Annotated in this window: 10 protein-coding genes; 9 read left to right on the plus strand and 1 reads right to left on the minus strand. The window is 53.7% G+C overall.

Annotated elements, in window-relative coordinates:
- Window positions 1-30 precede the first annotated feature (30 nt).
- Together tnpC and ETHHA_RS14420 are read left to right on the plus strand one after the other, a co-directional pair.
- On the plus strand, window positions 31-1563 hold the full coding sequence (gene tnpC / locus ETHHA_RS04525; RefSeq protein ID WP_013484564.1) for an IS66 family transposase: 1533 nt from the start codon (window positions 31-33) through the stop codon (window positions 1561-1563).
- 43 nt (window positions 1564-1606) lie between these two features.
- On the plus strand, window positions 1607-2791 hold the full coding sequence (locus tag ETHHA_RS14420) for an FAD-dependent oxidoreductase (protein ID WP_120405677.1): 1185 nt from the start codon (window positions 1607-1609) through the stop codon (window positions 2789-2791).
- Here ETHHA_RS14420 and ETHHA_RS04535 read toward each other — a convergent pair.
- Entirely contained in the window at window positions 2784-2981 is a 198-nt protein-coding gene (locus tag ETHHA_RS04535) for a hypothetical protein (RefSeq protein ID WP_013484815.1), read from the minus strand. The two genes, ETHHA_RS14420 and ETHHA_RS04535, sit on opposite strands and share 8 nt — an antisense overlap.
- 64 nt (window positions 2982-3045) lie before the next feature.
- Between ETHHA_RS04535 and ETHHA_RS04540 the strand changes: the two genes are divergently transcribed.
- From ETHHA_RS04540 to ETHHA_RS04570, 7 genes are all read left to right on the plus strand, one after another.
- A complete protein-coding gene (locus ETHHA_RS04540; protein WP_041686661.1) occupies window positions 3046-3396 on the plus strand; it encodes a hypothetical protein in 351 nt (116 codons plus the stop codon).
- Window positions 3397-3794: 398 nt separating this feature from the next.
- The gene (locus ETHHA_RS04545; RefSeq protein ID WP_013484816.1) at window positions 3795-4715 is read left to right on the plus strand and encodes an aldo/keto reductase; all 921 of its coding nucleotides are present in this window, start codon (window positions 3795-3797) and stop codon (window positions 4713-4715) included.
- A 318-nt stretch (window positions 4716-5033) separates the two neighbouring features.
- On the plus strand, window positions 5034-5639 hold the full coding sequence (locus ETHHA_RS04550) for a YesL family protein (protein ID WP_242822095.1): 606 nt from the start codon (window positions 5034-5036) through the stop codon (window positions 5637-5639).
- Window positions 5640-6149: 510 nt separating this feature from the next.
- Complete coding sequence (locus tag ETHHA_RS04555) at window positions 6150-7871, plus strand: phospho-sugar mutase (RefSeq protein ID WP_013484818.1); 1722 nt, start codon at window positions 6150-6152, stop codon at window positions 7869-7871.
- Window positions 7872-7920: 49 nt separating this feature from the next.
- Window positions 7921-8898 carry a type I phosphomannose isomerase catalytic subunit gene (locus ETHHA_RS04560; protein ID WP_013484819.1) on the plus strand — a complete coding sequence of 326 codons (978 nt, stop codon included), beginning with the start codon at window positions 7921-7923 and terminating at the stop codon, window positions 8896-8898.
- 36 nt (window positions 8899-8934) lie between these two features.
- Window positions 8935-11406 carry a beta-mannosidase gene (locus tag ETHHA_RS04565; RefSeq protein ID WP_013484820.1) on the plus strand — a complete coding sequence of 824 codons (2472 nt, stop codon included), beginning with the start codon at window positions 8935-8937 and terminating at the stop codon, window positions 11404-11406.
- A gap of 118 nt (window positions 11407-11524) precedes the next feature.
- Entirely contained in the window at window positions 11525-12859 is a 1335-nt protein-coding gene (locus tag ETHHA_RS04570; RefSeq protein ID WP_013484821.1) for a GH1 family beta-glucosidase, read from the plus strand.
- Window positions 12860-12909: the final 50 nt, after the last annotated feature.

The following is a 12909-nucleotide window of genomic DNA, read 5'->3' on the forward strand; positions in this document are numbered from 1 at the left end:
TCTATGCGGTTTTTCCGGTATAATTAGAGAATGGAAAAACAAGAAAAAACAATTGAAATACCGCTTTCTGTTTACGAGAATTTTCTCAAACAGGCGGAGCAGATTGCCGAGCTAAAACAGCAGATTCAGTGGCTGATGGAGCAATTCCGCCTGGCCAAACGTAAGCAATTCGGCGCGTCCAGTGAACAGACGGACAACGAACAATTATGTCTGTTTAACGAAGCAGAGCAAACCGCCGATTTGACCGTGCCAGAGCCGGAAACCACCGAGGTCAAGGCGCATTACCGCAGAAAGACGCGCCTGACCACCGACAAGTTGCCGGAAGATTTACCTGTTGAGACCATTGAACACGAGCTGCCGATCGAGGCGCGTATCTGTCCGGACTGCGGTTGTCCTCTGCACAAAATGGGGGAAGACATCCGTGAGGAACTGAAAATCATCCCGGCAAAAGCCGTGATTGTACGCCATGTACGGCACGTCTATGCCTGCCGCCACTGCGAGGAGTCCTCTGATCGTGTGCCGATTGTCAAGGCGGAGATGCCAAAACCCGTCATCAAGGGAGGGTTCGCATCACCCGAATCCGTCGCCCATATCGCCGTGCAAAAATTTGTGATGGGCAGCCCGCTTTATCGGCAAGAGCAGGAGTGGGCGCAAAGCGGCATTCTGCTCTCACGTCAAACCATGTCCAACTGGCTCATCAGAGCCTGTGAAGATTGGCTGGAGCCAATTTATCAGGAAATGAAGCGACAGCTATGCAATCATCAAGTCCTTCACGCAGACGAAACCACCCTTCAGGTGCTGCATGAGGACGGCAAGCCCGCCCAGAGTAAAAGTTACATGTGGCTTTATCGTACAAGCGGCGAGGCTAAGCGCCAGATTGTGCTGTATGACTACCAGCGGGATCGAAAGCATATCCGTCCGAAAGACTTCTTAGAGGATTTTTCAGGTTTTCTCCATGCAGATGGTTATGACGGATACCACAAGCTGCCTGACCGAATCACCGTGGTGGGCTGTTGGGCGCATCTGCGTCGGAAATTTGACGAAGCGCTGCAAACACTGCCGAAGGATAAACGGAAATCGTCTGACGCCGCAAAGGGGATTGCTTACTGTGACAGGCTGTTTCATTTGGAGAAACAGTTCACTTTGCTGACCCCGGAAGATCGTTTGAAGGAACGCGAACAGCAAAGTAAACCGGTGGTTGAGGCGTTCTACGCCTGGGTCGGATCGCTCCGGGAACTGCCTAAAACCCTGATGGGTAAAGCAATCCATTATGCACAGTCACAGCGCATGTATCTTGTGCGGTATCTGTTGGACGGACGGCTGGAAATCAGTAACAATCGCGCGGAAAACGCCATTCGACCTTTTGTAATGGGACGGAAGAACTGGCTGTTTTCCAACACGCCAAACGGTGCAAAAGCCAGCGCAATCTATTACAGCTTGATCGTCTCTGCCAGGGAGAATGGTCTTGTGCCTTTTGAGTACCTCACAAAGATTTTCACCGAAGCGCCCAATGGCGCGGATGTTGAAAACCTCATGCCTTGGGGGGCGTGCCCGTTGATTTGACGGTTACGAAGATAAGATCGATCTTCTCCATGTATCACGTGGATTGCTGCTTGATGACAGCACATTGCCCGATGTCTTTCAGCCGACATATTTTCCAAGAGCCATGAATTTAGCGGCGGCGAAAGAACTAAAAAAATCCGTTGGCATTCCGGTTTCCGTAGTGGGATCATTTGATTTAGAGACCGCCGAGCGTGTAATCAAAAATGGAGATGTTGATATCGTAGCCATGATACGGAATGTCATTGCAGGTGGAAAAGATTGTGTCCATAATGCCCTTGTTGGCAAAGCCGCTGAGACGCGCCCGTGTATTCGCTGCAACACATGCATAGACCGCACACACTCGCAATTTCTTGCCGTGCGGTGTGCAGTCAATCCTACAGTAGGCAGGGAGACGCAAGTGCAGATGGGCATTCATACTCGGAAGTCGATAATGTTGGTAGGGAGAGGACCAGCTAATTTGGAAGCAGCCCGGACTGCTTCCAAAGTTGGCCTAGCTGTAAAATTGTTTGAAAAAACTGACGCTTTGGGAGGATTGTTGAAAACAGCTGTATCCATGCCATTAAAAAGCGATTTGAAAAAATATTTGGACTGGTCGATTAAACAGGTTGAAAAAGATTCCAATATCATGATTCAAACAAACACTTTTGTGACCCCGGATGTAGTGCGGGAAGAAAAGCCGGATATATTGCTCGTTGACGTAGGGGGAACACCTGTCATATTGCCTCATACAACGCAAATCACCAACCGGGTCATTTGGGCAGGAGATTTGGAATTAGAGCGTACCCAGGTAGGGGATACGGTCCTGGTTGCGGGCGCGGGCTTTTCTGGTCTGGAAATTGCACTTCATCTTTCAAGGCAAGGCAAACAGGTCTTGGTGGTTGAATCAAGCCCGGAGCAGATCGTGGCCAAGCGGAATGTCGCTATCAGTATGATAGGAATCAAGCAACTGCTTCATGATACCGGAATAACTATTCGGTATAATACGGTTCTAATGGATGTGACGGACGCCCATGCGGTATTGAAGGAAGGCAACAATTCTATAGAATATTTTCAATGTGACGCCGTTATTTGTGCACAAGGTGTTCAACCCGACAAAAAACAAATTTCAGGTTTTGAGGGATTATGCCCAAACACCTATGTCGTTGGAGATGGCAATCCGATTCATGGGTGCACTTTGCGGAATGCCACAACAACTGGCTATGATGCTGTTATGCGAGCAATCAACTAATGTGGCAGATTCCGCAGCATGTGCAAAATGCATAAATATGGCTGTCTTCCATATAAGCAATCGCATTACTTCCGTATGCTGGGCATTTGAAAGATATGTCATGCTGTTCTGGAGAATCTAATGCGGCCATTTGAGCAGCTTTTTGGAACAGGTTGATTTTCGCAAGAATTTGGTTTTCAGCGATTGGCATAAAGACTCCTTTTTTCTATGGTGATGAATTCATTATAACTTAAAACTGAAAGGAAGAAAAACGAATGAGCAACGTAGGAATGATTGAGCCGACGGCTTCTTTATCCACTCAAGCCAAAACCAAAATTGAGAGCGAACTGAATGCCCATAAAAAGAGGATTCTTTCACTGAAACCAAAACCCGTTTACGCAAAATGTATGGATACCATCTTCACTGAGGGAACAGGGAACCGCGTGGTACACAAAGGAGACGGCTGGGGCCAGTCAAGAACTTGCGGCGCTTGTCCCTGTCGAAGGAAAAACGCTTGCGTAATGCACACAGCATGTCATGAAATACAATCGGCCCTTAGCGTCGCCCATGCGTTCCGCTCTCCCATGCCGGAACAGATTGAGCTGAATGATCCGGCATTTACCTGAATGAAAATCGCATCGTTTTTGGGGGAAAAAGATGTTGCCTTGAATTGGAAGGTGGCTGTTTGAACATCCCCATACCGGGCGGATTCAGTGCGATTGTTGTTCTGCCGACGCCATAAGCTGCCGCGTTGGCCCGTTTCAGTCACGATTAACCCTGTTCAACAGATACAAAATAGCCTTGTGCGGTTGGTACTGCGTTACACAGAACAGGCGATTCGAGAAGAATGGGTTTGAAAAACGCCGCGCAAATATGGTATGATCAGCATGTGGCTTTGGGCCTTGAATAGCGCGGAATCTGCAACGGTTCCCTTTTGGAGCGTTATGCGTATTGTTGAATAACAGAGCTGGCCCGGAATACACCGGGCATGTATTGGAAGAACAAAGAAAGGAAGTGCTGCTCTATGCAGACCATTTTACTTGGGACATCCGGGATGCGGGTCCCAACAATTTCCGTTGGATGTATGCGCATCAACGAACTGGATAAACGTGCCGCCGAGACTTTTGTGCAGACGGCGCTGGATCTGGGCGCGTATTTTTTTGATCACGCCGATATCTATGGGAACGGTGTCTGTGAGAAAATTTTCGCGGATGCCGTTCATATGAACAGCGCCGTGCGCGAGAAAATCATGCTGCAGTCGAAATGTGGCATTGTGCCGTCTAAGATGTACGATTCGTCCAAAGAGCATATCCTTGCGTCGGTGGACGGCATACTCAGACGGCTGAAAACCGATTATCTGGATGTGCTGTTGCTGCACCGGCCGGACGCACTGGCCGAACCGGAGGAGGTTGCGGAGGCGTTTGACCAGCTTCACAGCAGCGGCAAGGTGCGGTATTTCGGCGTATCCAACCAGAACTCCATGCAGATGGCATTGCTTCAGAAATACCTGCACCAGCCGCTTGTGGTGGATCAACTGCAATTCGGCATAGCCCATGCGGGCATGGTTTCCGCCGGCATTCATGTCAATATGGAAGAAGACGCGGCGGATGACCGCGACGGCAGCGTGCTCGATTACTGTCGCTTGCACGATATCACCATCCAGCCGTGGTCCCCGTTCCAATACGGCTTTTTTGAAGGGGCATTTTTGGGAAATCCAAAGTTCCCAGAGCTAAACGTGAAGATAAGTGAAATTGCGGCGGGATACGGTGTATCCGACACGGCCATCGCGCTTGCATGGATCCTGCGGCACCCGGCGAAGATGATGCCGGTGGTGGGCACCATGAACACCGAACGTCTGGCGGAGTGTGTGAAGGCGGCGGATATCCGGCTCACACGCGAAGAATGGTACGATATCTATCGCGCAGCGGGCAACACGCTGCCCTGACCGGACGAACGGCTCTGCGTCAGGCGCGGGCCGTTATTTTGCGAGTACCAATGCGGGTCATGGAACGGCGGCGCGCATTGCAGGAAAAGGGGGCAAAACGGTTTGGCTTTTTTTAATATGCGGTATGATCGGCCGGGACCGGGTGTGAGCAAAGATGAAAAGAAACCGCCGGCTCCGATCTTGTTTTTTCAAATCTATTTCCGAAAATTTTGGTATCTGGTTCGTCTTAATCTCCTGTATGTGGCCTCGTGCATTCTCTTCTATGTGCCTGTGCTTTTTGCGTTTTTTGGCCGTGAACTGGGAAGCTGGTATTTTTACGTGTCCGTCTTTCCCGTTTTGCTCACCGGGCCGTTCACTGCAGGGTTTGTGTATGAACTGCGGGATTTTGCGCGCGAGAGGCCTTCCTTTATCTGGGGGGATTTCATAAGCGTCGCCCGTAAAAACTGGAAGCAAAGCATGGCCGCGGCGGCAATCGGCGTGATTGGGTTTGATCTTTTCTTTTATCTGTTCCAGGTCTGCTCTGCGCTGACGGGCACGCAGTCATTGTTTTACATTCCTCTGACGATGCTGTGTGTCTTTGGACTTTTTTTCCTGTTTATGCAGTATTATGTCTTTCTTGTCATTGTCACATTTGAGATGAAACTGAAAGACATTTACCGCAATTCCCTGATTTTTGCGTTTATCGGGATTGGACGGAATGTGTTTGTCACCGTGGTGAGTTCGCTCCTCCTGCTCGTGACGGTGTTGCTCTATGTTCCTCTGGCTTTCCTTTTTCCTTTCATTACGGTGGGAACAATCGGATTTTTGATTGTTTTTTCGGTCTGGCCTCTGGTGAAAAAACATATGATCGACCCGTATGCCGGGCAGCCGCCAGAACAGGACAAGGGGGACGCCCTTTTCACGGATCGGGGAGAAGAACTGTAAAGTTGCCCGTGGATTTCCGGGATATGTGGATATAAAATTGCAACTTTTGTTAACGCCAATCGTGACGCTTCCGTCATCGCTGTTGGCGTTTTTTTACAGCTGTGTACGTCACATCTCGACAGTGTGTGTGCAAATAAGGGGGGCGCCGTTTATATCCGGAATGGGGAATATATCTGGTGAAACCACAGTGTATATTGCGAAACAATGGTGTTGCCTTCATATTATGCTGGTGTCAAATTAAATTTATGAGAAATTGCCTTACAATTAACTTGACAATTAGCTTAAGCAACGATACTATATAGCTAAATTAAAGATCTCGTGGTGCCACATCAGCGTGTTTTATTTATGTCTTGGCGTATGCGTGTTCGGTGTGTCGGACAAAGAGACGCCCGCAATCTTTGATTCGTCAGCGACATGAAATTGGGCGCATAGATACAAGCGAGAGAAGTGCCGTTACGGTAAATGACCAAAGCCTATATTCTGTCAAAACATGGAAAGTTGGGGTAAACAATGGGCGTGACAAAAGAATACGAGCGCTGGCTTACTCATACGGATGACCATACAAAACAGGAGATGGAGCAGGTTTCCGCCAACCCGGCGGAGCTTGAGGACCGGCTGGGTCGGGCGCTTGCTTTCGGCACCGGCGGCCTGCGCGGCGTGATGGGTGCCGGTAACAACCGCATGAATGTATATACCGTGCGGCAGGCGACCCAGGGCGTTGCCAACGTGATCGTCTCCGAGGGCGAAGAAGCAAAGAAAAAAGGCGTGGTCATCGCGTATGACAGCCGCCATCATTCGGTGGAATTTTCCAAAGAGGCCGCCCGCGTGCTGGCGGCTGCCGGTATCGTCAGCTATCTGTTCGATGAGCTGCGCCCCACTCCGGAGCTTTCCTTTGCCATCCGCAAGCTGCACTGTGTGGCGGGCATCAATGTGACGGCCAGCCACAACCCCAAGGAATACAACGGCTATAAGGTCTATTGGGAAGACGGCGCGCAGATCGGCCCGGAAAAAGCGGCCGAAGTGCTGGCGGAGATCCGCAGGAGCGATATTTTTGACGACGTGCATGTGATGGATTTTGACGAGGCGGTGAAGCAGGGCCTCATCCACACCATCGGCAAGGAGATTGACGAAGCGTTCCTCGCGCGCGTGCTGGAACAGGCCGCCTCGCCGGACGCGGTCGCGGCGGTAGCCGACACCTTCAAGATCATCTACACGCCGTTCCATGGCGCGGGCTACCGTCTGGTGCCGGAAGTGCTGCGGCGCGCGGGCTTCAAGCATGTGCTGACGGTGGCGGAGCAGATGAAGCCGGACGGCGACTTCCCCACCGTTAAATCTCCGAACCCGGAGGAAAAAGAGGGCTTTACCATCGCCATCGGGATGGCGAAAAAAGAGGCTATTGACCTCATCATCGGCACCGACCCGGATTCGGACCGCGCAGGCATCGTCGTGCGCGACGCTTCCGGCGAGTATATCGCCATGACGGGCAACCAGGTGGGCATCCTGCTCACAGATTATATCATCTCGGTCAAAAAGGAAAGAAACGAGTTGCCGGAAAACGCCGCCGTCGTGACCACCATCGTCTCCACGCTGATGGCCGACCCGGTCTGCCGGCAGAACCATGTGGCGCTTTACCGCACGCTCACCGGCTTTAAGTTCATCGGTGAGAAGATTAAGGAATTTGAAGAAAGCGGTTCGAACACCTTCCTCTTTGGCTTTGAGGAAAGCTATGGTTATCTGGCCGGCACCTATACCCGCGACAAAGACGCCGTCGTCGCCTCTCTGATGATCGCGGAGATGGCCGCGTGGTACCGGAACAAAGGGGTCACGCTGTACGAGGCGCTGCAGGCCCTTTACCAAAAATACGGCTATTACGGCGAGCGGCTTATCAGCCTGAAGATGGAGGGTCTTGACGCGCTTGATCGCATGAAGGCGCTGATGGAACACCTGCGCGAGGAGGGCCTCAAGGAGATCGGCGGCGTGGCGATCACGGCCGAGCGCGATTATCTCAAGGACGTGCGCAAGACGATGGACGGCAAGACCACCGAGAAGACCGGCCTGCCGCAGTCCGACGTGCTGTATTATGAGATGGAAGACGGCAGCAGCGTGATCGTCCGTCCCTCCGGCACCGAGCCGAAGATCAAGCTGTACCTGCTGGTTTCCGGCCAGAGCGCCGCGGAAACCGGTGAAAAGCTGGACCGCTATGAAAACGCCATGCGTGCCGTCTTGAAATAACAAGGCGGATTGGCCGCGCGGCGCAAAGACTGACAGGAGGAATTTTTTCATGCAGCAGGATTTACTGGTTCGTTATCCGATGAAAATGACACCGGCGTTTAAAGACTATATCTGGGGCGGCAGCTTGCTGACCTCGCGTTACCATAAACCGTCGCCCTATGAGCGCACGGCGGAAAGCTGGGAGCTGTCCTGCCATCCGGCCGGGTTCAGCACCATTGCCAACGGCCCCTATGCGGGGGAAACGCTGGAGGACTATTTCAAGATCTATGGAAAAGAGATTATGGGCGCGCGCTACGCGAAGTTCGAGGAATTCCCGGTTCTCATTAAGCTGATTGACGCGAACAACAATCTGTCCATTCAGGTTCACCCCGACGACGCCTATGCGAGAGAGCATGAAGACTCGTACGGCAAGACCGAGATGTGGTATGTGGTGGACTGCGCGCCGGGCGCTTCGCTCATTTATGGGTTTGAAAAAGAGGTCTCCAAAGAGGAGTTCCGCAAGCGCATCGAGGACAACACGCTGCTCGACGTGCTCCATTCGGTACCGGTGCATAAGGGTGATACCTTTATGATCCGCCCCGGCACCATTCATGCCATCGGCAAAGGGTGCCTGATCGCGGAGATCCAACAAAGCTCCAACATCACCTACCGCGTTTATGATTACGGGCGGCTGGGCAAAGACGGCAAACCCCGCGAGCTGCACATTGAGAAAGCGCTGGCGGTCACGTTTTCGCACCCGGTCAAGCAGGAGGCCGCGGCGCCGGTGGAACAGATGGACGGCTATACCCGTCGGACACTGGCGGCCTGCGATTATTTCATCGTCGATCTGCTCAGCGTGAACGGCACGGCCAAGCTGGAAGCGACCGACCAATCCTTCCACGCGCTGCTCTGCGTGGAGGGCGATCTGAAACTGGATAACACCGGCGACGTGATGGAACTGCACGAAGGAGACACCGTGTTCCTCCCCGCGGAAAGCGGAAACTATACGCTGACAGGCAACGGACGTGTGCTGCAAACCCATTTGTAAGGATAGTTTGGGTTCGGAGAAAGGCCAAATCGTATAATGAAATTGTTGAATCTGAACGGCTCGTGGAAAATGCGGGCTCTGGACGAGAAAGAGTGGACAGAGGCTGTCGTGCCGGGTTCCGTTTACGCGGATCTGCTGCGCGCCGGCAAAATGGAAGATCCGTTCTATCGTGAAAACGAATGGGATGCCATGCGCGTCACCGAGCGCGATTTCGAGTATGTCCGCGCTTTCTCCGTTTCGGAGGATGTATTGAACCACGACCATGTTCTTCTGCGCTGCGAAGGATTAGACACATTATGCGACGTATTTTTGAATGACATTTGCATCTTCACCGGTGAGAACATGCACCGGACATATGAGGTTGCTATAAAAGCCGCCCTGCGCGCGGGGGAAAACACCCTGCGCGTGGTGTTCCACTCCCCCAACCGGTTCATCACGGAAAAAAACACCGAGATGCCGAACGATTTTCTGGAACACACGATGGACGGGTTCGCTTTCCTGCGTAAAGCGCATTATATGTTTGGGTGGGATTGGGGTCCCCGCCTGCCGGACGCGGGCATCTGGCGCGATATCTCCATCGTGGGATGGGACATTGCCCGGCTGAACGATGTCTATGTGACTCAAGAGCATACCGAAAACGCGGTAGCGCTTTCCGTCCGTGTCGGCGCGGAAACCTGTGCGCCGGCCGATCTGACGGCGCGCGTGGCGGTCACGGCGCCGGACGGCAAAACGTTTACCGTCGAGCAGGAGATGGAGCAGGCCAAGGGCGTGCTGAAACTGGACATCAAAAATCCGCAGCTCTGGTGGCCCAACGGCATGGGCGCGCATCCGCTTTATGACATGGAGGTTACGCTCCTTTCCGGGGGGCGCGCGCTGGACAGCCGCAGTCTCCGCATCGGTCTGCGCACGCTTACCGTTAAGATGGAACCGGACGAATGGGGCGCCTCGTTTGCGTTTACCGTCAACGGCGTTTCGTTCTTCGCCAAGGGCGGCAACTATATCCCGCAGGATAATATCATCAGTCGGGTCACGCGCGAAAAGACGGAGATCCTCATCAAAGACTGCGTGCAGGCAAACTTCAACATGCTGCGCGTGTGGGGCGGCGGCTATTATCCGGAGGATTTCCTTTATGACCTCTGCGATGAATACGGTTTGGTCGTTTGGCAGGATCTGGGTTATGCCTGCGGCGTCTACTCGTTTACGGATGCGTTCCGCGACAGCATCGTGGCCGAGACGAAAGACAATGTCGGCCGTTTGCGCCACCATGCCTGCCTGGGACTGTGGTGCGGCAACAACGAGATGGAGTCCGCGTGGCACCACTGGGGCTGGAAGGAAAAATACGGCCCGCACCTGCAGGCGGACTATATCAGGCAATTTGAATATGTCCTGCCGCACGTCATGAAAGAGTGCGACCCGCAGACCTTTTACTGGAGGTCCTCCCCTTCCTCCACCGGCGATTTCGACGACCCGGACAGCGAGCGCATCGGCGACATGCACTATTGGGGCGTCTGGCACGGGCAGGAACCGTTTACTGCGTTCCGAACCCATTTTCCGCGTTTTATGTCCGAATTCGGCCTTCAGTCTTTTCCCTGCCTTAAAACGGTGGAGACTTTCACGTTGCCGGAAGACCGCAATATCTTCTCTCCGGTGATGGAATCGCACCAGAAAAACCGCGCGTCCAACGGCAAAATTCTTTATTATATCAGTGAAACTTACCGCTACCCCAAGGATTTCGATTCGCTGTTGCTTGCTTCGCAGCTTATTCAGGCGGAGGGTATCCGCTATGGCGTGGAGCACTGGCGCCGCAGCCGCGGGCGCTGCATGGGCACGCTCATCTGGCAGGTCAATGATTGCTGGCCGGTCGCTTCGTGGTCGAGCATCGACTATTATGGCCGTTGGAAAGCCCTGCATTATGCGACAAGGCGTTTTTACGCGCCGGTGCTGCTCTCGGCCTGCGAGGAGGGCACGTCCGCTTCGCTCCATGTGACAAACGACCGGCGTGAAACGTTTACCGGCACCGTCCGCTGGCGCCTGCTTGACGATGCTTCGCGCATGGTCTGCGAAGACAGTGTTGCGGTCGCGGTGGACGCGCTTTCCGATAAAGCGTGCGCCGAGCTTGATTTCTCGGATGTGCTTGATACCGTTGAGCGGCAGCGCGGCCATTATCTGGCCTTTGCGCTGGAAGAAAACGGGCAAACCCTTTCTACGGGAACCGTGCTGTTCGTCAAACCCAAGCACTTTGCCTTCCATGACCCGGAGCTTTCCACTCGTGTGGCGGAGGCGGGTGACCATTTTGATATCACGGTTTCCGCCCGCTCGTTCGCGATGTTTGTGGAGCTTTCGCTGACCGACGCGGATGTGGTGTTCAGTGACAATTACTTCGACATTTCCGGCGGCGAGGAAAAAACCGTGACGGTTCCCAAGGGCGGCAAGCTGATTTCCCGGGAAATCGTCGAAGCGCAGCTGCGCGCGCGCAGCCTGTACGACACCTATACGCACGGCGAATAACCGACCGGAAAACCGGCCCAAAAATATGAGAGCGGGTTCTAAACGTGACCGGCATGTTTTACCGGTCACGTTTCCGATAGCGTGGTGCGCGCGGCGCGCTCTTACCGGGGGAAACCATATGGAAAAATCTTTTGTATTCGGGACCGCCACGGCGGCTTATCAGGTCGAGGGCGCCGCCCATGAGGGCGGGCGCACGCCCTGCATCTGGGATACGTTCGCAAAGCAGCCCGGCGCGGTCAAAGACGGCGAGGACGGCGCGGTCGCCTGCGACCATTATCATCGCTATAAGGAAGATATCGCGCTGATGAAAGAACTGGGGACGGACAGTTACCGCTTTTCCATCGCGTGGCCGCGTATTTTCCCGGCGAAGGATCACTATAACCCCGAGGGGATGCGGTTTTATAAAAACGTGCTGGCCGAGCTGAAAAAACAGGGCATCAAGGCCGCGGTAACCCTTTATCACTGGGATCTGCCGCAGTGGGCCGAAGAACTGGGCGGCTGGCAGAACCGAGCCTGCGCGGACTGGTTCGTCACGTTTGCGGCCAAATGCTTTGAGGAACTGGACGCCGACGTGGATATGTGGATCACGCACAACGAGCCGTGGTGCGCATCGTTTCTTTCTTATTTTATCGGTGAGCACGCGCCCGGGCACCGCAATCTGGCGGAGGCGCTGGTCGCGGCGCACCATATCCTGCTTTCACACGGAATGGCGGTGCGGGTCTATCGCGCGATGCATGGCGCGCATCCAATCGGCATCACGGATAATCTCTCGCCGGTGTATGCAAAGACCGTCGGAATAGCTGACAGCCTGGCCCGCGTCATGCAGGACGGCTATCAAAACCGCTGGTTTTTAGACCCCGTTTTTAAAAAACGGTATCCCGCCGATATGCTGACGCTCTTCGCGGCCCGCACGGCGACCGATTACGCTTTTGTGCATGAAGGTGATCTGGAGATCATCGGGGAACCAATCGACTTTCTCGGCATCAATTTTTATTCCCGTAACTATGTCCGTTATGACCCCGCGGCGCTGCTGTTGACGGGGGCCGCCCCGTCCGACAAGAAGCAGACCGACATGGGCTGGGATGTCTGCCCTGAAACGCTGGCGGATCTGCTCCGTCAGGTGCGCGGCTATACCGCGCTGCCCGTCTATATTACCGAGAACGGTTCCGCGTGGAAAGACACGCTGGAGGACGGCGCGGTGCACGATGTCGAACGTGTGGACTATCTGCTTCGCCACCTGCGAGCTGTGGAGCAGTGCAACGCGGAAGGCCTTGACATCGCGGGGTATTACTGCTGGTCGTTCATGGACAATTTTGAATGGGCGCACGGCTACAGCAAGCGCTTCGGCATCGTCTATCTCGATTATGCGACACAGGCGCGCATTCCCAAAGACAGTTTTTATGCCTACCGCGACTACATCCGGGCATATAAAGCGGCGCATGCGGGGCGGTAGGCGGCCCGAGGAAAGCTACAACAATTATCGGCGTGAACCTGCCGCTTGCA

The organism is Ethanoligenens harbinense YUAN-3, from assembly GCF_000178115.2.
Taxonomy (GTDB): Bacteria; Bacillota; Clostridia; order Oscillospirales; family Ethanoligenentaceae; genus Ethanoligenens; species Ethanoligenens harbinense.